Annotated in this window: 12 protein-coding genes; all 12 read right to left on the reverse strand. The window is 48.2% G+C overall.

Features of this window, described 5'->3' with window-relative positions; genetic code table 11:
• Positions 1 to 462 precede the first annotated feature (462 nt).
• Positions 463 to 1,986 carry a sulfatase family protein gene (locus B050_RS0119750; protein ID WP_229802482.1) on the reverse strand — a complete coding sequence of 508 codons (1,524 nt, stop codon included), beginning with the start codon at positions 1,984 to 1,986 and terminating at the stop codon, positions 463 to 465.
• Between the two features lie 3 nt (positions 1,987 to 1,989).
• Complete coding sequence (locus B050_RS0119755; RefSeq protein ID WP_018475691.1) at positions 1,990 to 3,327, reverse strand: sulfatase; 1,338 nt, start codon at positions 3,325 to 3,327, stop codon at positions 1,990 to 1,992.
• 54 nt (positions 3,328 to 3,381) lie between these two features.
• Positions 3,382 to 4,908: a sulfatase family protein gene (locus B050_RS0119760; RefSeq protein ID WP_018475692.1), complete on the reverse strand. Its 1,527-nt coding sequence runs from the start codon at positions 4,906 to 4,908 to the stop codon at positions 3,382 to 3,384.
• Between the two features lie 29 nt (positions 4,909 to 4,937).
• The gene (locus tag B050_RS0119765) at positions 4,938 to 8,009 is read right to left on the reverse strand and encodes a glycoside hydrolase family 2 TIM barrel-domain containing protein (RefSeq protein WP_018475693.1); all 3,072 of its coding nucleotides are present in this window, start codon (positions 8,007 to 8,009) and stop codon (positions 4,938 to 4,940) included.
• A 15-nt stretch (positions 8,010 to 8,024) separates the two neighbouring features.
• Positions 8,025 to 9,461, reverse strand: a complete 1,437-nt coding sequence (locus B050_RS0119770; protein WP_157492912.1) for an arylsulfatase — start codon at positions 9,459 to 9,461, stop codon at positions 8,025 to 8,027.
• A gap of 860 nt (positions 9,462 to 10,321) precedes the next feature.
• On the reverse strand, positions 10,322 to 11,773 hold the full coding sequence (locus B050_RS0119775; RefSeq protein ID WP_018475695.1) for a sulfatase family protein: 1,452 nt from the start codon (positions 11,771 to 11,773) through the stop codon (positions 10,322 to 10,324).
• 152 nt (positions 11,774 to 11,925) lie between these two features.
• Positions 11,926 to 13,437, reverse strand: coding sequence for a sulfatase (locus B050_RS0119780; RefSeq protein WP_018475696.1), 1,512 nt, complete (start codon positions 13,435 to 13,437; stop codon positions 11,926 to 11,928).
• A 27-nt stretch (positions 13,438 to 13,464) separates the two neighbouring features.
• On the reverse strand, positions 13,465 to 14,583 hold the full coding sequence (locus tag B050_RS0119785) for a hypothetical protein (RefSeq protein ID WP_018475697.1): 1,119 nt from the start codon (positions 14,581 to 14,583) through the stop codon (positions 13,465 to 13,467).
• Complete coding sequence (locus B050_RS0119790; RefSeq protein ID WP_018475698.1) at positions 14,571 to 16,496, reverse strand: FAD-dependent oxidoreductase; 1,926 nt, start codon at positions 16,494 to 16,496, stop codon at positions 14,571 to 14,573. The genes B050_RS0119785 and B050_RS0119790 overlap by 13 nt, the downstream gene beginning before the upstream one ends.
• A 96-nt stretch (positions 16,497 to 16,592) precedes the next feature.
• Positions 16,593 to 17,060, reverse strand: coding sequence for a DUF5018-related domain-containing protein (locus tag B050_RS0119795; RefSeq protein ID WP_026236040.1), 468 nt, complete (start codon positions 17,058 to 17,060; stop codon positions 16,593 to 16,595).
• Between the two features lie 12 nt (positions 17,061 to 17,072).
• Complete coding sequence (locus B050_RS0119800; RefSeq protein WP_044203115.1) at positions 17,073 to 18,869, reverse strand: RagB/SusD family nutrient uptake outer membrane protein; 1,797 nt, start codon at positions 18,867 to 18,869, stop codon at positions 17,073 to 17,075.
• Between the two features lie 17 nt (positions 18,870 to 18,886).
• On the reverse strand, positions 18,887 to 21,982 hold the full coding sequence (locus B050_RS22710) for a SusC/RagA family TonB-linked outer membrane protein (RefSeq protein WP_044203117.1): 3,096 nt from the start codon (positions 21,980 to 21,982) through the stop codon (positions 18,887 to 18,889).
• Between the last annotated feature and the right edge of the window lie 350 nt (positions 21,983 to 22,332).

Below are 22,332 nucleotides of genomic sequence, written 5' to 3' on the forward strand. Positions count from 1 at the left end.
CTTGCGACCACTTGATGAGAGTCGGACATTTTTGATTAGTTCTTCGATCATTTTGTTCCTAGTTTAGGCAACAAAACCAGTCCAGTTATTTAAGCAGTTAGGAACAAATCCTTCAACGCTGAATGATCTTTCTTTCGAATAATTTGTGAAACCAATCTAATACTACCAATGAGGAACATGTGATTTTGGCCCAAACTCAAAGGAACTATTTTGGGCAAAAAGTATAACCCCCTCCTATTTCTCACCTGATACCCCTATTATAAACTATCAATTACCTACCTGTTGACGGGGGCTTTCATCATCTAAAAGCGCTTTCCCTGCCCTTGATTACTGGCATTTATAATAAGCGCTGCCCTAGTTTTTGGGGCGAAAGGTAAAAAAATGAATCTAGGATAAGTGTCAGAAAAAATCGCCCCACAGATATGAATTTGGGAAGAATCCATCTCATCAATAGTCACCTCGCTATTTCATTTCTTTCCTTTTCTGAGCTTTATAGAGACTGGTATATTTCTTAAAGCCTACTTCCTCACCGGCTTGCATTCGGGCATAGACCTCTGGCTCTGACGCTTTGATCCATGCCAGGACGTCCACCGCCCCGGGATGTTCTATCTCCAAGGTGGTGTCATTGGATTGGTATTGCGTTTCCAAAGTCTTTAATTCCTGCCGCATCTTCTCCTTTACCGCTTGATAATCGGGCATCAAGGCCAGATTATTCATTTCGAAAGGATCATTTTCGAGGTCATATAATTCTTCCGGAGGCTTGGACTCTGCAAAGAACACCCCTTGTCCGGCGCTGAGCTGTCCTTCAGTTTTGAGGCTTCTCATGATATGTACTGCCGGACGATAAAACTCTAAATAGGCCTGCCCTGCATCATAAGGAACCTCAGGCTTGTCATTTCTGATGTACTTCCATTTGCCGGAGCTTATAGCCCTGGACTTCTCCATCACCTCATCCCAAAGATCCCTGGAGGAATACACCTGTGCACGATCAAAATCCTCTCTAAATATAGGCTGGCCGCTAAGGTAATCAGGGAGGCTAATACCGGCATAGTCCAGGACCGTGGCGGTAATATCGGTGGCGCTGACCAGCTGCTGATTCACTTTTTGCTGCTTGACCCGAGGATCATAGATGATCAGCGGGATATGCACTCCTGCCTCAAATAGGTATCCTTTACCCCGTATATTGCAGCGGCCATTATCTCCGATAAAAATGATTATGGTATTATCCGCCATACCTTTCTCCTCCAATTCCCTGCGGATCATCCCCACCTCAGCATCGATAAATTCCATTTGGTCCAGGTACTTAGCCCAATCCAATCGAATCACAGGGTCATCCGCCATATAAGGAGGCAAAACCACCTCATCAGGATCCACGGGGTCTGAAGATTGCTCACGCACCTCATCCCACCAGTCGCCACGATGGGTAGCCTTCAGCTGTATCTGGGCAAAGAATGGCTGGGCAGATACCTGAAGTGAGTCGTATTGGTCAAAGATTCCAAACTGCGATTCCCCATCCCAAGGTCCGATCGCCTCATGCTTAAAGTTCACATCAATCTTCCGCCCCTGATCCATCACGCCATGATGCCCGAGAATGGTGGTATATCCAGCCTCCCGCAGCCAATAGGTAAAAGGCTTAAAGCTGCTGTCCAATGGAATATTGCGATTACTTCGATGATGTTGGGTATTGGTTTGGTTTTGATGCACGCCCACCATCATGGCCGACCTGCTCGGTGAACAAATCGAATTGGTCACGTAGGCATTTTCAAATTTCACCCCATGCTCTGCCAGCCAGTTTAAATTGGGAGTCTGTACGCCAGCAGTCCCGTAGCATTCCAGATCCGTACTGATATCCTCGGCCATGAGCCAAATGATATTTGGACGGTCCTCCTTCACCTTCTCCTCTGGGGAGCTGCAGGAAAATGTGCTGAGTCCAGCTACCAGGCTCATCATCAGTGCGGGACAGGCTATTATTTTGTTAATCCACATAAATTATTGGTTAAAAGGTACCGCATCGGCTTCCCAGGCTGACAAAGCCTCCCCTAATGAGGTGGCCATCTCCCTATTACTTTCCATCAGATCAGTCTGCTCACTGATGTCTTCTTCGATATTATAAAGCTCCATTTTTCCTGATCTATACTTTTTCAGCTTCCATGGTCCACGGATGATAGCGGCATATTGGTCTTCGTAGGCTCTGTAGAAGAACAGGTTCCTTTCGGGAAGAACTCCTCCCTTCATGGCCGGCAGCAGGCTGATGCCATTGTATTGGGAGGCAGGTTTTCCTTTGATTCCTGCGAGCTCCATCAGCGTAGGATATACATCTATGGTCTGTATAGGTTCATCATAGACCGCTCCAGCCTTGATCATCTGGGGGTACCAAGCGATAAAAGGCACCCTAGCCCCTCCTTCTCCCAAGGTATCTCCGCCACGTTTGCCGCCTGACAGGGGAGCATTGGAAAACAATCCTCCCTGATCGGATATCAGTAAAATCACGGTATTATCGGCAAGGCCATTTTGCTCCACCGCCTGCCTGATACGGCCGACGGAGGCATCCATCGCCTCCACCATGGCGGCATAATTGGCCTCTGCTTTTGGTAATCCCTGATCCAGGTACTTCTGTAGCAGCTCCTTGGGGCCCTCATGAGGTCCATGGACATTATAGTACCAAAATGACAATTGAAAGGGCTTCTCCTGATCATAATTCTCCAGAAAGTCCACCGCCTTATCCGTAAGGATATCCGTCAGATAACTATCCTCAGGAGCATCGACCAGCACGGATGAATTTTTGAAATAAGGGGGATAATAGCTTTTGGGATGTCCAAAATTACTGGTACCATATTGCTCCAAAAATCCTTGGTGAATCGGATGAAATGGCTCATGTCCCAGGTGCCATTTGCCTATTAAATAATTGGAATACCCACCATCACGGAGGCTTTCGGCATAAGTAACTTCCTCCAGAGGCAGCCAGTTGATGGAAGGAGTCTGGGAGGGGTCGGTCTCCCAATAGCTGTATTTGGAGGTGTTTGAGCCATCAGGATTTTCGTTGGGGATATGCCGAGGCATTTCCAGTCTGATCGCCTCCTTGCCCGTCAGTAAGGAAGCTCGGCTAGGACTGCAAGTGGGAGTGGGTACATAGGCGCGCGTAAACTCCATCCCCTCGGCCTTTAGCTGGTTTAGGTTTGGAGTCTGAAAGTGACTATTCCTATACCCCACATCGGACCATCCATAGTCATCGATGAATAGAATGATAATATTAGGCTTGCTTGTTTCACTGGCTTGGCTGCATGCTAAGCAGCTTACTAGCAAATAAAGGCTCAGTAGGTATTTCATAATTTTTTCTTTTTTGGCACTATATAAACAGACTTTTAGAAATCCGCAGGTTTCTTAATTACTCATAAATTGATGGTATTCAGGGTTTACATCCTGGCCTTTGAACTGCGGTCTGTCTTTCCACAACTCATATACCGCCTTCAGTTGGCCGGCATCTTCGGGGTATTGTCCCTGATCATCGGTGTCCTTCACCCAGTTTTCCAGCACATTTCTATGCTCCTCGAGTATCTTTTGGTACTCAGGATTTTCGGCCAGATTATTGATTTCATGGGGATCCTCAGATAGTAAATAGAGCTCTTCCTTTGGCCGCTGGCCAAACCAAAATTCTTCCTGATAAGCCGTCAATTCTCCCCTCTCATGTAGGATCTTCATATCCTTCACGATGGGTTTATTGTCCCTATAGCCGGGCTGCATCATGGTTCTTTCCGGGAAATAATTTCTGATGTATCGGTATTTATCAGAGCGTACCGTTCTGATCCGATCTATGGTAAAATCACACCGGTCTCTGGCCCCGATCACATAGTCTCTCGCCTGATACTCCTCGCCAAACAGGGACTGTCCATCCAGATAATCCGGCAAGGTCACCCCGCCCATGGCCAAGGTAGTGGCGGCCACATCAAGTAGCGATACCAAGTCGGTATTTCTGCTTCCCTTTGCTATCTGCGGATGGTCTCCACTGATGATCAATGGCACCTGCATTCCCCCCTCATAGCAGAACTGCTTATGACGAAGGGAGGTATTGCTGCCATGATCGGAGAAAAAGTAAATGATGGTATTTGCGAGTTCGTCATCGGCTTCCAACTGCTGTAGGATGGCCTCCACCCTAGCGTCTGTGCCCCGATTGGCATTATAATGATTGGTCCAGGCCTCCTGCTGTGAGGCCACTTCAGGAAAATAGGGAGGCAAAGGCACTGCATCATCAGCCAACAGTTCCCCTTTTCGAACATGTTTATTTCCAGCCTTGCCTCCCATTAATTCTATCTGCCCAAACCAAGGTTGGTCCTTTTCAGTTCGGGCGTTCCAGGTATCCTCAGTGATAGACAAGGTATGCTCAGCGGTATTACCCTGCCAGCCATTCATCCCTACTTTATAGCTTGGATCGGTCCCCACCGTGTAAAGAGCCCTTCGATCATAGTGAAAGTTATAATCATCCTTGCCGCTATTGAAGGTAAAGTAGCCCGCATCTCGCATCAGTTCCGGGATGGTCTTTAGGGCCTGCGGCAATTTTATTTTCAGGCTATCGGGAACCACTATGCCTTCATCCGCACGACTGGATCGGTGATTATGCAGACCTAGGCTGCTCTGCATCCGGCCGGTGATGATAGCAGATCGGCTGGCTGAGCAGACGGGTGCAGAAGCATAAGCCCGCTCATAAAGCACCCCATTGGCTGCTAAGCCATCAATTATCGGCGTATGGCCCGCATTGATGGTGTCTCCATAGCAGCCCATAAAGGGGGAAAGGTCCTCCACAAATATCCATAAAATATTAGGCTTCCTCGGCGCCTCCTCCTGCTTCGGTGAAGAGGAGCAGCCCATCATGCCCACTATAAGCACGATCCAGATTAATGTTAATTTTTTCATTATTTGCTATTAAAGGGTTTTTTCTTTTATCAATTGACCTTCAGCTGATCGATGGCAAAACCATCATCATCCATAGGAATAAATCGGATGGTATTAGCACCAGCACCGAGCTGCACGGTTATTTTCTCCACCGCCCAGTCGGTGCGGTAGTTGGCGGTGGCTGGCAGAAGCAGATTCTTCTCCATCCCATTGACCATCAGCCTGACACGATACTGGTCCCGAATCTTTGGCGAGGCGCTGTACCTGAGCTCCAGGGTAAACTCACCGGCACTGCCATCATTTTCCTGGTACCAGTCCACATATCCCCCAGCATTCCTTCCAAAGTCCAGATAGCCCTCTCCCGAATATCCTTTTCCATCCGCAGAAACGATGGCCTGCACATAGCTCGCGTCCTCTGCCTGATCTCCTGCCAGTATCTTAGCCGGTGCTTTGGAGTCCCAGACCATGCCTTCTCCTGTGCCGAAGCTTTCTTCAAGATGTACTACTGGCATCCCGTCCAGGGTCACCAATGCCCGGACAGTAGTCCCTTTTTCCACCTCAAATGGCTGCTGATAACGGGAGCTTCCTTGACTTGGATTCCTGCCATTGGTGGTATAATATACCTCTATCCTTGGAGAAATCACCTTGCCCCGCAATCCTAACACCTTTACGTCAATCGCAACTTTCCTGGAAGTGATCTGTCGTTTTTCTCCCAATATGGAAGCGGCCACCACACTTATATCCCCTTCCGAGGCAGTGGATTCTATATAGGCTCTAGTCAGACCAAAAAATGCACTCCTGCTGCTGGCCTCCACATGATTGGCGGTATCGATGGGGCTGCCGTTGTCCAGTGCCTTTATTTTCCCTGGACCCAGTACCACAAAGGATGTTTTATTTTCACCATAGGGATAAAATTCCCCCTTGGCATCCCTGCTACTAATGCGGATCTGAGCAATATCCCCCTTTTTGGCTTGCAGTGCTTCACCATCCACGCTAATGGAAAGCTGTGAAGGAGCCTCTGCGGTGCGAATTGTTTCACGGGTCATCTCCTTGCCCTCCTTATAGCCGATCGCCTGCAAGCTACCCGGAAGATAAGGCACCATCCACTGGCATTGCATCTGGTCCCATGATTTGCTAGGGGACTTCTTCCCAAGGGATTTTCCATTATGGAGCAGCTCCACCTCATCACAATTACTATAAACCCATACAGGAACCAGGCTGCCCTCGGCCAAGGTGGGATGGGTCCAATGTGGCAAAATATGAACCATAGGATCGGTAGTCCACTGGCTTTGGTAGAGGTAAAAAAGGTCCTTCTCGAAGTTGGCGAGGTCTATCGCTCCCCCCATAAAGGCCTTAAAAGGCCATCCCCCATGCACATAGGTAGCCTCTCCTATATAGTCATGACCCGTCCAGCGGAAGGTCCCCGCGTAGTTTGGAATATCTCGCAATAGCTCGATGCTCTGACGGGAATTGAGCCGCACCATGGCATTATCATAGCTGGAGTTAAAGACTTGCTTATAGTGATTTTTGCCCGCTGCATCGGTCCAATCATAGGTAAAAAGCTCCTCCTCAGTAAGATCAGGGTAGTCATAGGGCTGCTGACGCTGATTGGGATAGCCATCCCTATACCAGGTTTTGGTACGATAAAAGCCCCTCACCTGCCAGGTATGGGTATTCTCTGTACCAATAAACACCCGGTCAGTAGGCATCTCATCAAACCACCCCTTCTTTTCGCTAGCACCATTTACCCCTAGTACATCCATATATTGAGATTCGGAATGCCCGGAGGTCAGCGGCCTGCTTGGGTCTAGCGCATGGCATTTGGCCACCAAATCCTTGGCTATCTCCCCATGCGTTTCATTGCCCAGGCTATAAATGATAATGCTGGGATGATTACGATCTCTCTTGATCCAATCGCTAAGGTCTCGCTCCCACCACTCCTGAAAAAAACGGGCGCCATAATCCTGATCAGCCTTCTGCTCCCAACCATCAAAAATCTCATCCATCACGAGCATCCCCATCTCGTCGCACATATCATAAAACTGCGGAGTCTGGGGATTATGAGCCGTCCGAATGGCATTTACACCCATATCCTTCAACTGTCTGATGCGATATCGGAGGATCTTATCGGGCACGGCAGCCCCCAGGGCCCCAGCGTCCTGATGATTGCAGACTCCTCGTAACTTAATATTCTCTCCATTTATCCATATCCCCGTCTGAGGCTTCCACTCCACCTCCCTAATGCCAAACCTCACCGTATCTCGATGATAGACCTTATTCCCATGGGAAAGATCTATCACCTGGCGGTAAAGATAGGGCTGGTCTGGTGACCATTTGTTGGCGCCAGCCACTTCCATTTCCTCCAGAATCTCCACTGTCTGTCCTCCCACAAGCTGGATATCCTGCGATCTAGTGGATACCACTTCATCCTCTTCGTTCAGGATGCGGCTGGTCACCTTTACCTTCTCGCTCCTGCTGCCTTCATTCTTTACCAAGGCCTGAACTTTCACCGTATTGCCATCCGTGCGGATGAAGGTTTCATTGGGGACAATATGTATATCCTCGGTGAGAAATAGCCAGGTATTCGCATAAATACCACTTCCAGTGTACCACCGAGCTGCTGGCTGAGGAGTATTGTCCACTTTTACCAATACCGTCAGGGTAGAATCAGGCTTCACCAGGGGACTTATATCATAGGAAAATGAAATCCATCCATAGGGCCTATTGCCAAGTTTCTTTCCATTTACCCAGACGGTGCTATTCATGAATACCCCATCAAAACCGATGGCAACTTGCTTGCCTATCATGGCTTTGGTCACCGGGATCTGCTTCCAATACCATCCTATCCCAGCCGGCAGGTATCCCGCACGCCCACCCATGGGAGCATCCTTATCATAATCCCCCTCTATGCTCCAGTCATGGGGCACATCCAGCGTGCGCCAGTGGACAGGCGAAAAACCCTCCTCCAATGCCTCTGGATGGTCTCCAAGCATAAACTTCCAATCATCATTGATCGAAATCCTCTCCTGGCCATAAGAAGAAACCCTGCCTGCCAAAAGAAAAACCAGCAGCAGTACGCCCTTTATTAGCTTAGGAAATTGATTTATATAGGTATGATTCATTTGGTCCCTGATTTATCACTGATTTTTAGTGGCTTCGCCAAAGTATTTCTTCAACTCCTGGATCAAGCCGGGTTTGGAGGCCGCGAGGTTTTGCGTTTCAAAGGGATCAGTGGCCAGATCATACAATTCATAAATGGGGCTAGCCCCTGATTTTTCTGGATTGAGATAGAGAAGTTTCCATTTATCTACGCGGATGGCCTGCATATTCTCCCATTCCCAATAGAGGTAATCATGCTTGGTCTGCTTGGACTCCTCTCCGAGGAAAGTCGGTAATAAGCTTAGGCCATCCGTATCTCTGGGGCTCTCAATACCAGCCAGATCACAGGCTGTGGGTAAGAAATCCCAAAAAGCAGATGGCAAATCACTGACCGTCCCAGGCTGAATCTGCCCTTCCCACTGCACTATAAATGGGGAGCGGATGCCACCTTCATAGATATCTCGCTTACGTCCTCTCAGCCCTGCCGTGCTATTAAAAAAGGCCAGGTTATTTCCACCCGAATCATCCGGGCCATTATCACTGGCAAACATAATGATGGTATTTTCATCTAATCCCAGCTCACTGATCAGTTCGCGGATCGCTCCGATGTCGCGATCCATCCTAGACATCATTCCAGCATAGGTGGCATTGGGATGCGATTGGGCGCAGTAACCGCCATGATACTGACTACCAAAGCCCTCATTGCCGTGGACTCCTCCTCCACCCCCTTCTTTCTTCTTCCTTTCGGGCCAGCCTAGCGCCAGATAGGGATCTAGAGAATCCTCAGGCACCGTCATCTCTGCATGAGGAATGGTATAAGGCAGATACAGAAAAAATGGCTTTTCTTTATTTTCTTCAATAAACCAAAGAGCCTCTCTGGTGAATTCATCATGGGAGTAAGTCCCCTTGCCGGGAATATAAGCTCCCGTTTCGTCCCTGCTATTGAGGTTTTTAGGATATTCTACCTTCTCTTGGTTCCTGTACATATATTCAGGATAATAAAAATGAGCAAAACCCTGATTTTCATAGCCAAACCAATGGTCAAACCCCTGTGAGTTTGCGCTATTTGGGGTATCCACTCCTTTTGACAGGCCCCATTTGCCAATGGCAGCGGTGGTATATCCGGCGGTTTTTAGGAGTTCGGCCACCGTCACCTCCTCTGGATCCAGCAGTTCCCCATTACGCTTCACGGAGGAATTGCCCATATGCTTGCCCGTCATAAGGGAGCATCTTGAGGGGGAGCAGACCGTTTGGCCGGAGTAATGGTCGGTAAATTTCATTCCCGAGGCAGCCATCGCATCTAGATTGGGCGTCTGAATCTTATCCTGTCCATAACAGCCCAAGTCACCATAGCCCATATCGTCCGCCAGGATATAGATGATATTTGGCTTTTTGCCAGTAGTGCTTTGCTGCGCAATTCCTGTCCCAACTAAGAACAGCATTAGGAAAAATAGCGTGTAAAATTTGTGAGTCATTTTAGCATTTATTTTGAGTTTACTAAACCAAATATCCTAATAAGGCCATTCTGAGTTGTTTGTAAGCGTTTTTATTATGTAGCCCATAGTACATTCAGCAGGCTTTAGCCACCTGATCCTTCTCTNATAGTAATCAGCTTATAGGTTTTCTTTTATGGAGATAAAAATAAGGGTACAGCTGAAAGTGCCTTGCTTTCTCCGCCTCAGTGCAGGGGAAATAGTAAGACGGTATAACAATGAATAAGCGAATAAGCCAAGGCGGTCTTCAGTAAAAAAAGTGAGAAGCGTTTTTATTATGTAGCCCATAGTACATTCAGCAGGCTTTAGCCACCTAATCCTTCTCTAATAGTAATCAGCTTATAGGTTATCTTTTATGGAGATAAAAATAAGGGTACAGCTGAAAGTGCCTTGCTTTCTCCGCCTCAGTGCAGGGGAAATAGTAAGACGGTATAACAAAGAATAAGCGAATAAGCCAAGGCGGGCTTCAGTAAAAAAAGTGAGAAGCGTTTTTATTATGTAGCCCATAGTACATTCAGCAGGCTTTAGCCACCTGATCCTTCTCTAATAGTAATCAGCTTATAGGTTTTCTTTTATGGAGATAAAAATAAGGGTACAGCTGAAAGTGCCTTGCTTTCTCCGCCTCAGTGCAGGGGAAATAGTAAGACGGTGTAACAAAGAATAAGCGAATAAGCCAAGGCGGTCTTCAGTAAAAAAAGTGAGAAATATAGCCTGGCAGCCAGGAGAATGAGTAGTAGGAAGCCAGGAGGAAACCTTCCACGGTCCTCCGATTTTCTAAATCCCCCATGCCTCAATTATGAGCTTGCGGCTCTTTGGCCTCTGTAGAAGGAGGATGCCTCGATTTATAAACCTACGCCAGTTCCCTGGACCGCGGTATCATGATCCCACATGATCACCCAGGGGTCTTTGGTTTGTACCTGATAGTTTCTGAGTTTATCCTTTAGGCGATGGAGGGTGGAGCCATAGCCTTCCTGTCCTGCCAGGTTCCTGAGTTCCTGAGGATCAGTGCTCAGGTCATACAGCTCAAATTCCGCACGCTGGATATAGGCCTCTCTGAGTCTGGGACCAAAATTCAATTGCTGCTCTCTTTCACTTTCCTGCCAGCTGGAAGACCACCATAGGTCTGAGGCAAAGGGATAAGGCAACTGGTAAGCGAGGTTCCAAATCAACTTCATATCCCCTTCGATCACCGCTCTCATGGGGTAGTACATGGTGATCTCATGAAAAGTATGAGAGGCATAGATGTCTTTTTCATACACAGAGGAAGGCTGCTCTATCGCATTGCGAAAGGATCGGCCATGAAATTGCTCTGGGGAGAAAGGAATTTCTGCCAGGTCCAAAATGGTGGGCATCAGGTCCACCCAGGAGATCGGCGAATGGCTTAGGCTAGAAGGAGCGATTTGGGCGGGATATTTGATGATGCAGGGCAATTTTATTCCTGCTTGGTAAAGGGTGGTTTTTGCTCCGGGAAAGGCTATTCCATTGTCCGAGATATAAATGATGATGGTGTTTTCCGTCTTGCCAGCTTCATCCAGGTACTGCATCAGGCGTCCCAGACCTTGATCCAGTCGGGAGACACTTTGGTAATATTGCGCCAGCTCCTCCCTGACGACCTGGGTATTAGGCAGAAAATCCGGTACCAAAACCTCCTCGGCCTTATACTTCACCTCTTGCACCCCGGGATAGGGATTGGGTTTATTACCAAAATTATTGGGGTCAGACCATTTCTCAGGCTTGAAGGGGCTACCACGATGGGGATCGCCAGGGCAGAAATACAAGAAAAATGGCTCCTCTCCCTCTATCACCGCTTTGCTTTGATCGGCCATCTCCACGGTACTCCTCTCATCAGCATCCAATACCGTATCAAAAGCATACACCTGCTCAGGGGCAAGATGATATTTGCCCACCCGGGCAGTCTTATACCCATGCTGGCTTAAGGCCACAGGAAGGGAAAGTACCCCCTCATAAGTGCTGAAATGATGGTAATCATGCGTATGACCGTAAGATCCTGTAGCATGGCCATAGTGTCCTGTCAAGATCACCGACCTGCTGGCAGCACAGCTGGCGCTGGTACAGTAAGCATCCGTAAACCTCGTACCCTCCTTAGCCAATTGGTCAAGGTGAGGAGTGCGAATCACCGGATTGCCATAGGCTCCTAAGGCATCGGTGCCGTGGTCATCCGATACGATCAGGATAATATTGGGCTTGGAGGACAACTGCTGTGCCCTCCCCTGCGAACTCATAAATCCTGCCCACAAGGCCAGGAAAAGTGTTATTTGAGATAAATTATGCATGACACGAATAGGTTTTTTGGGTAATGAACTTGGCTGATTTTCCTTCGATTATTTACAAATCCCTCAGATTTTAGAGGCCTAGACTGGCAATATAAAATCATTTGGGGATAGTAACACCACCAGTCTTCGGGTAAGTCGGGCGGCCCCGGATTTTAAAATTCTAAGATGGAATTTGGTGGTAAGGGCACTTGATTTTCCTGCCGCCATTGCAGGAGGCTTTGCAGAAGTTCCTCCCGGATTTCGGTTTTTGTCTCTGCAATATTTTTTGTTTCCAGAGGATCCTGCTCCAAATCATATAATTCTATTTGGCCATCCTTGAGAAATTGTATCAATTTATACTTCCCGACCAATACGGCGGAGCAGGTCCCGTGCTTATTGATGCTTGCGAGATGCCAGAAGATTGGGCGTTCTTTCAGTTGCTCCACCTCTTCCTTAAAGATCGGCTTCAGGGAAATACCATCCTCGGAGGTTTTTGGGCCCAGGCCAGCCACATCCAGGAAAGTTGGGTAATAATCTACCACCTGAATGGGGATTTCAGACCTTCGCGCCTGGATTTTGCCCGGCCAGTTGAAGAATGTTGGCACGCGCACTCCGCCTTCGTATATCTCTCCTTTGGCGCCTCGAAGGGCGTGGTTGCTGCTTTGACCACCGTTATAGCCATTGTCTGAGCTGAATACTATGAGGGTATTTTCTCTCAAACCCTCCTCGTCGAGGTACTGGAGGATACGACCGATATTCTCATCCAAGGAAGCGATCATCGTGGCATAGGCGGCCATAGTTTCCTTTCCCTTGCCCATTCCCTGCCCCGAAGCGGGGTCTCCCGATTTGTCCATAAAGTGCTTATATAGCGTCTCATTGCGGGATTTGATAGGTCTATGAACAGTGTAATAGTGTAAATTCACAAAAAACGGCCCCTCTTTATTCCGCTTCATATGGCTAATGGCCTCATTGGTAAGGCGGTCGGTTAGCCATTCATCATTGGGTTTTGGATCGATGAAGGGATTGCTGAATGGTGCTCGGTAGCCGCCATTTTCGCTGGAATACCCACCCTTCTCGAAAGCAGGATCCCCACGGAAGGTCCCCCCGACATTCTTCTCAAAACCTCTTCCCTCCGGATAATAGGCTCTGACCTCGGCAGACTTATGGTTTGCGACCCAGGAGAAATCCCCCGGATCGGGCTGGCTAAGCTTATGATCGATAGGCCATTCCATCGCCAATTCGGCCTGAGGATATGGCCCCACAATATGCCATTTCCCCAAATGAATGCTCTGATAACCCAATCCCTGCAATGCTTCAGAATAGATGGGATGCTCCCTGGAAAGGGTCCATCTGGAAAACACATTCTCCTCCGCATCGCCTTTTTCCAGCACTGGGACGGTATATACCCCCGTCCGGAAACTCTGTTTGCCCGTAAACAGGGCCGTTCTGGAGGGAGAACAGGTCGGATACATATAGGATTTATCAAAAATTAGACTTTCACTGGCCAGCTGGTCTATATTTGGGGTTTCATAGTATTGGGATCCGTTGAAACCCACATCGCCGTAGCCCAGATCATCTACCAGAATAAAAATGATATTCGGCTTCTGGGTCGGTTGACTATTAGCACATCCAAACTGGAGGAGCACTATACCAAGCAATGAAAAAAGAGAGGATAATTTTATCATTATATTTCGTTTTGCTACGTTGGTTTACTATAAATAATGGGAATTTTGACGATAGAAATCATCCATCACTGATTGTTGGCTGGCTGATAATTTTTGGTTTTGCAAAAAGTAAAACAGCCGACGGGTGATCAGCAAATCTTTCTCTTTTAGGATTTCTTGCATCGCATCCACCTCAGTGGACATTAGTGGGCCATATCTCCCCAAGATATTAAGGACCTTGTCTGCCTCAGGTAAAGAGCTGATAGTCTCGAGATGATCAAATAATAGAGGTTTAAATTCCTCCTCCTGTTCATTCTTATCTATGGTTTCCAAACTTATCAGCCTCACCGCTTCTGCGGGATTGGTGAGCAGCGATTGGGATAGCTGCACCCGAAAATCTAGGGGCCACTTCGCTTGTGCAGTGCAGATGATTCTAGCCTCCTCCAAGGTCAATCGGGGCGCCTGAGCAAGCAGGGCCCACTCTGTATCCTCCTCCAGATCTTCCCGATACGCAAGTGATTCATAAGCAAACAATTTCATTTCCTCCTCCTTAGAGTCTAACATTTCTCTGAGCTGGCGCTGCTCCAGCGTAAGTGCATAAGCCTCTCTGATCTTGTTTTTCATCTCCCCATGCACCCAGTGCCAAAGCGTAAAGCAGGTCCAGGTGGCACCTTCTATTGATTCCTGATCAGAAAGGATGAGAGCGGTGGCTCCAGACATGGCGTCCACCTCTCCATGCACTTTGGTCTGAGTGATGTCGGCGTAGGATAGCTCCCGCAAGGCCGATTCCTCATTGGCCAGGATCCGGTCCAGCTGCTCATAATCCTCCTTCTCAAAAGGTAATCCCTCGCCCTTCTCCAGCTCCACCCCTGGCTCCAATTCATAGCGCTTATACCGACCATAATTATCCCAAAACAATCGCACGGGGACCACCTTGCATATATGATCGGCACAAAGGACGGACTCCACCTCCAGGAAGAAATAGGAGGATGCGCCCCCTTCAAACACCTGCCTCAGGCTCATCTCCTCAGGGCCATCCTCCAGGGCAGGATGATCCACTGTCACGGCGATCGTCTTGATATCAGGCCCAGCAGCATCGGTCCATTGCCCTGGTGCTGAGCCCCAGAATGAAATTATAACTAAAATGACGGATCTTATGAATAGCATCTTACCTCGTATATCTTGACTTGGTCAGCACCCCAGGTGTCCTTAAATTTTATGCGCAGGGCGCTGGTCTGCACGGGTGCAAAGGACAGCTTTATCATCCTCCTGCGGTTATCGCTAAGCTGTGCGATTTCCTTCCAGGCCCCAGCGACCCTAGCTTCCAGCACTAGTTCCCTTACCAATTCTGGTGGGACGGCAAGGATCTGTTCCTCATTTTTATCTGGGTTTTTATGCATCATTATTTTCCGCTGCAGGTTGGTATCCGCCTTGATCAGCACCTCACTTATTGGTTGAGCTTCGAGCCATTCCAATTGCAGCTGAGCCGGCTTGGACGAGGAGCTCCAGTGGTGTATCTGGTCGATCTCATCCCGAGATATTCCGTCCAGCAGTAGTTTGGCATCTCCGGTGGCGGTGCTATCGCCAAAGATCACCTGACATTGGCGAGCCAGGTCCTTAGGGTCACGCGAAGGGCGGTTGGGAATATAGACATCGTCTCGTAGCAGCTGCTCTTGTAGGAGGTCGATATTATTTTGCGCCAGCATCCTAGGGCTAAGCTGATGACTCAGACATAAGGCTGCTGCGGTGCCCACCGCCTGGCCCATCAGTGCGCAGGTGCCCTGGATCCGTGTGGAGCTCAGCGCAATATGCGTCACACTCACATTCCGCCCTGCAAACATTAGATTTTTGATGTTTTTGCTGTATAAACTCCTGAAAGGCACCTCATAGGGCTTATTAAAGCGATCATGAAAATAACTAGGTGGCTCGCTGAGGTTTTCTATTCCTCCGGGATTGTGCTCATCCAGAGACCATCCACCATATCCGATGGCATCTTCGAAATGCTTATAAGTCTCCATGTCTTTTTGGGTAAGAATATAGTCACCCATAAATCGGCGCGACTCCCTTCTACCGGGCAGGGATCCTACCCAGTCCAGCACCAGGTTATCGGCTTCAGGAAATTCCCCTGAATTCTTGATATAATTCCATACTCCATGCATATAGCCCATGAGCTTATGGCGATTGGTTTCCTGATCTGCGATGATGTCATCATCACTGCCCAGCTCCACCCACCAGTATCCTTCTTTGAACTGGTTGATTTTACGATCATGGGCTTTTTCTGCCTGATAAGGGATCATAAATGAGGGAGGATAATAAGGCATGGGTTTTTCCATATCCTTGGTGATCATCATCAGGGTGGCTCCCATCTGCCAGCCATCGGCCACTTCCGGAGCAAAGGACTCATCAAACTCTGATCTAGCCTCTCTGCCGGTGCGGTATTCGGCACCCGCAGTGGCGGCGAGCAAGCCATCCCCTGAGCAGTCGATGAAGTATTTGGCATTTATGGTAAAGGCCGTCTCGGTGGTCAGCTGCCAGCAGATGGCACTTTTGATCGTTCCCGAATCATGCATCACCGCATCTATCGCCTGAGTATTGAGCATAATATCCAAATTGGACTGCTGGCTGACATAATCATAGACCACATGGTCCCATACAGGATAGCTTTCCTGGGGGTTGAAGTACCAATTGTCAATGAGCATCTCCTCGATGATCCCTGTTTCTCTTTCCACACGATGCTTGTTTTGCAGGGATTGCACACCATTTACGGTCACCCGGATTTCGCTACTTGCATTTCCCCCCAGCACGGGCCGATCATTGATGAGGACCGTTTTGGCACCATTCCTTGCGGAGGCCACAGCAGCACTGATTCCTGCCATGCCAGCCCCGATTACGGCCACATCATATTGGACGGTCTTTTGTCTTTTGGGAATGCCTATTTTGCCCTTGCCCATCTGCTCCCAGTGGTCATTGCTTCGCTTTCCCAGGTTTACAGGATCATCATTTACACGGATGCTGAGTGGCAAAAGACCGGATAGCAATCCTGCCCCGGCAGTTTGCTTAAAAAACTTTCTTCTTTTCATGGTACAATTGTGCTAAGGTCTATTTTGGATTTGGAGAGGGTGAGAATAAAGGCCGCCTTCCCGGAAGGGAGCGGCGGCCTTACAGCACCAAAAGAATTACTTGGTGAAACTGGTAATTTCCAGCGTCCAGATTTTTTTGCTTCCATTGGCGGCGGTGATTTCATACTGGTAAGGACCGGCAGAAAAATCAGCGATTTCTCCCAATTTGGGACTTCCCTCGATCGGCCTGATCGTGGCTGCAGTTGATATATCTGCAAAACCCGCCAGACTGGTCAGGCTAACCTGATTTCTGATCGCTTCGGGAAAATCCTGATTTGCCGCAGGCACCGTCAATACGCAGGCCATGGTCCCGGCCTCCACATCAATGGATAGCTTCGTATCTATTCCTTCTACATTCAGCTGAGGATAATTTCCCTCCGCATTGATCCATCGGTATTCAAACCTAAAATTATTGATATCCGCCTCCTCAAAAGAAGGGAGTTCCTCCAGGCCTGCTTCCAGACAAGAGGAGAAGGCCATAGATATGGCACAAAATAGGCTAATGTATATTATAAGATTTCTCATGTCTATAGTGGTTTACCATCCAGGGTTTTGATCCAAATTTTGATTTAGCACTCTCTCATTTTCTGGCACAGGAAATAAATACCTTCTAGGAGAAAAGCGTTTTTTGTGATTGGCGGCGTTGAGGAATACATTTTTGATTTCGAAGGCTTTGCCATCTTCAGAGATTTCAAAGAACTTATATTGCTTATCATTCAATTCAGGGATCACATTTCCTCCTTCTTCCAGTCCCCAACGGAGCAGGGACCAGTAGCGGTCATTCTCGAAGAAGAGCTCCACCCTTCTTTCGATTTTATAATACTCCCAGGCTTCTTCCAGAGAGATCCCGGCAGATAAGGCTGGCAGGCCACCATGCTCCACACGTGTTTTATTTATATATTCCACCGCGGTGGCAATGTCATTTAGTCTGAGCATCACCTCTGCATAATTCAGGTAAGACCTCCCCAGCCTGGCAAGGGCCTGAGCGTAAGAAGAATGCAGGTCAGCCTTAAAGCCGGGAATATCATAGATGAATTTCTTCATAAAATACCCTGAAGGGGTGGACCTGTTGGTTCCTTTGGTACTTTCGGTATAGTAGAGATTCCCCCCTACCCTGGTGGTGACTAGATTGGAAAACAGGTACGTGGAATCATAGAGGATGGATGCCTCAAAGCGATCGTCTCGTGCTTCATTATAGATTGCCTCAGAAAGGTACCCTCCATTGGACTGAAAGTCCTGGAAATAGGAAGTTTCATCCCATCGCTTGGCTGTACCGTCCACATCTGCCACGAGGTAATCGGCAATGAGGTCATGGGTGGGCCATATTTCTGTCCATCCCAAAAAGGACTCCTTCAGGCCGGGATTCCCGGTGGTGGCAGACACCTCCATATTAGGCACCAAACCCTGCATCAGGGTCTGCTGACACCAGGTAGCATTGATATTCTTAAACTGGCCAAGGATAATTTCCTCCGAGGCAAAAGCATGGTCAAAATCATTGAATAAGGCATCATAATCAGCGTCCAGGGCATAGCCAAGACCGAAGAGATCTTCACTGGCCTGCTTAGCGATCTGGTAATATTCCTGCTGGCCTGTCTCTATATAGGCGGCTCCATGTAAGGCCACCTCAGCGAGCATCGCATAGGCAGCACCTTGCGTCAGCTGTCCTTTCTCGGCCGCTCCTGCTGATGGCAGGTCCACCGCCGCTTCCTGCAGGTCATTGACGATAAAATCATAAGTATCCTTGATCGTCGCAGACCTGGGTAGCTCCAGATCATCCTCTGGTGTCAGCACCTTATCCACAATGATATATTTACCAAATATCCTCGCTTTGGAGAAATACATCAATGCGCGCAGCATCTTACCCTGGGCTATTAGGCCCGGCTTGAGGTTTGCAGGGATCCCTTCGGAAGCCTGCACCTGCTCGATGATCAGATTACAATCTCTGATGACCTCAAAGGAATTTTGCTTCACGGGCGCCTTGTTTCCCAGTGGGGCCTTGCCGAAGAAATAATAAGAATTATTGGTGGACCATCCCGCATCAAAATACTTATCGATGAGGTCCTTGGCGATATTATTGGACTGACGAGTCAGTACATTATCGGTAAAGTCATCATTGCCAATTCCTCCAAACCGAGACTGGGGGTCGCCAGGGTTGACCATCAATTCAGGTATCACCGAGGCATAGGTATTATAAATGAAACCTTGAGCAAGGTTGACATCATTCCACACATCGAGCTCCGTGTATTTGTCCAGAGGCTTGGTATCCAACAAATCGTCATTGCAGCTGCTAAAGCAGATGGCCGACAAAAACAGTACTATTATATATCTAGTCATTTTGATCTATTTATTTATTAAAACCCTACATTAAGACCTACCGCGAAGGTTCTCTGCACCGGATAGCCATAAGTCTGCACGCCACTTCCCGTCTCTGCCTGCTCTGGATCGAAGTAATCCATTACTGGAGAAATGGTGAATAAATTGGTGCCATTGACGAATATCCGGCAGTTGGAAACCCAGTCCACCCCGTCTAGCAAAGAATGCTTAAGGTCATAGCCAACCTGAAGATTTCTCAATCGGAAATACTTGGCATTCTTCAGGTAGTAGTCTGAGGGATAGGTAGCATTACTATTATTTCCCCCGTTGATCTGCTCGATATGGGAGACTCTGGGAAATAAGGAATTGGGATTATCCTCTGTCCAATAGTCCTGTTGGAACTGGTAAGTCCGGCGTTTGGCTTCCACAATCATAAAATTATCAAAGGCCAGGTAGCGGTCGCCAGTGCCTTGGAAGAGGCCGTTCATAGACCATCCCTTATACTTCAAGGAGAAGTTTAGCCCATAGGTGCCATGAGGTAAGGAAGGCAGGCCTACGGTGCGCTTGTCCTGCTCATCGATTTTCCCATCACCATTGGCGTCAGTATATTTGATATCTCCCTGCTGGGTGGCGGTGGAACTGAGCAGGCGTGGATTATTTAGGATTTCCTCCTCGGTCTGATAGAGCCCTTCCGTCACTAATACCGCTCCTCCACCCCAGTAATCTGTACGGTGTGTTTCTCTGATATAGGGATTCATGAGGGTCGCTTCATTCTCGGTATCCAACTGCTCCCAGAGCTGATTGAAATAGGAGTAATTACCACCAATCTCATATTTCAGCGCTCCCAGCTGTCCACGGTAATTCATCGACAGCTCAAACCCTGCTCTTCGTTGTGCGGAGTTTGACTTGATCTGCGGCAGATCTTTTCCCAATGGCAGGGCATAGATATCTTTTGGGCTTACCAGAAATCCTGTGGTGCGGTAATAAAAATATTCAAAGGTACCGGTCAATTTTCCTCCCAGGGAGGAGAAGTCCACACCATAATTCAGGGACCTTCTGGTGTACCAGGTGAGTTCCAGCGGATTTACCAAATCTCCTTCAGAATAGCCATTTACCAGGTTTCCTCCGATGTTATAGGCATTGGGTTCAAGGTTATAGACCGGGATATAGCCAAATCTATTGACGCCCTGGGTGATTCCTGTTTCCCCATAAGACACTCGCAGTTTGAGGTCATTCACAATATTTCTATTGCTAAGGTTTTTCATAAAGGGCTCATCGGTCACATTCCAAGCGGCGGATAAGGCGGGGAAAAAGCCCCATCTTTGTTCAGGCGCAAAATTATCATTGCCATCATACCGGCCACTAAACTCCAGGATATACTTATAGTTGAAGTCATATTTTACACGCATCACATAGCCGGCATTGGCCCCTTCGGCTTCTGTACCGTTATTATCCTTGCCATCGGCAGGACCGGCAAAGAGCTGATCCACCGCGCCAGAAAGGTAGCCCCTTCTGAAAGCAGACATATCCTCCATGCGATTGGTATTGAGGTTATAGACGAAAGTGGCATCCACCCCATGCAGCCCAAAGGTACGCTGATAATTGGCGCTGGTCTCGAAATACACCCGTTGGTTATAGTAAGAAGCCACGGTGAGCTGCGGAGGAGGCTGATTCATGACCGAGCCATCCTGCATATATAGTGGCACATTCTTTTCCCAAAGTTTACCCCATCCATCGCCATTACGATAATTGGCCATGGCACCAAACTTCAGGCCTTCCACCTGGGGCACGGCCCAATTCAGCGAAAGCTGGGTATTGATAAACTTATCTCTGTTTTTATTATACCCCGCATCAGGGCTGGTGAGCGCCAGAGGATGATCTCCATTCCCTCCACCGGCAAGGGTGCCGTCTTCATTATAGGCACGGTACATTGGGTTGGTATTTTGATTTACCGCTCGCCAGATGCTGTACATTCCTGCGGAAGGTTCCTGGTAATTCTCAAAACTAGCATTGATATTCATCCCTACTTCAAGACCTATCTCCTCAAACTTAGAGACCACATTCGACCTGATATTGAGACGGTTATAGTTGACCACATCTTCTTTCAGGATCCCCCCCTGGTCGGCATATCCCAGCGATACGAAGTAGTTGGTACGCTTGCTGCCGCCATTAAGCGATAGATTATGTCGCTGCTCAGGAGCAAAATTCTTAAGCGTCAGATCGGGCCAGTTATTATCCGGATAAGTATCGAGGTCGCCATGGTTGCGGATGATTTCCAGCTGCTCACTGGTGTACGTCGCGGGCGTTCCATCATAGGCGTTGGCTTGATTTTGTATTAAGGCATACTCGTAAGAATTCAACATTCCCGGTAATACGGTAGGCTGACTCATCTGATAATTATAGGAATAATTGACATTTATTTTACCTTCCTGACCCCTTCTAGTGGTGACCAGGACGATGCCATTACCCGCCTTGGATCCATATACCGCGGTGGCGGCTGCATCCTTCAGGAAGCTGATGGTTTCTATATCATTGGAGTTTAGGGTATTGAAATCCTGCTCGGTGGTGATGACCCCATCGATCACATATAAGGGACTTCCTGCCCCCCTAATGGATATATTGGGGCTGCTTCCCGGGCCTCCACCGTTATTCTGCACCACCAACCCCGGCACCTGGCCCTGGAGGGAGGAACCTACATTATAGAAGGGCGTTTCTTCCAATTTTTCTTTTCCCAGACTGGACACCGCACCCACCATTTTGGCCTTGGTGGTGGTGCCATAGCCGATCACGACCACCTCATCCAGCCCGATATCCTCGGCTTGCATGATCACATCGATCACCGATGCATTGGCCACACGGCTGATTGGCTGCATGCCGAGATAGCTAAACATCAGGGTGTCTCCCTGCTCCGCAGCAATGGTATATTTACCATCAATATCAGACACCGTCCCCGTGGAAGTCCCCTTCCTCAATACGCTCACTCCAGGAATCAACTCCTCCGTGGTCCCATCTTTGATGGTCCCGGAAATCTGCATCTGCTGCGCCATGGCCGGAAGGATATAGCTATATCCCAGAACGAAGCACAGTAGCAATCCCCGCAATGGGGTCCTTACTTTAGTAATTATTTGTTTCATGAAAATAGGTTTATGTTAACTATTAGGTAATTCGCTTAGTATGATTTGATGAATGAAGAAAATGAACTCCTCCACTAGCTAGACTTGTACAGTATATAGGATAAGCGCCCAGGCTTAGGCCAAAAAAATCCATCCCTACGACACCAAAAAAATTCATATTCTCTGCTAATATTCGCAGCGATGCTAGCCAGTAATAGGGTGAAAGTTATGCTTGATAATTTGCTTTGAATCCTGTTTTTCATGGTCATCCTGGGTTAGATTTCAGGAGGCTAATTTATCCGCATGGGTGCTGAGGGGTGTGTTTAGGGGTAAAAAGGATGTATCTCAGGATAATTTTCAGCAAAATCCGC

Source organism: Echinicola pacifica DSM 19836 (assembly GCF_000373245.1).
Taxonomy (GTDB): Bacteria; Bacteroidota; Bacteroidia; order Cytophagales; family Cyclobacteriaceae; genus Echinicola; species Echinicola pacifica.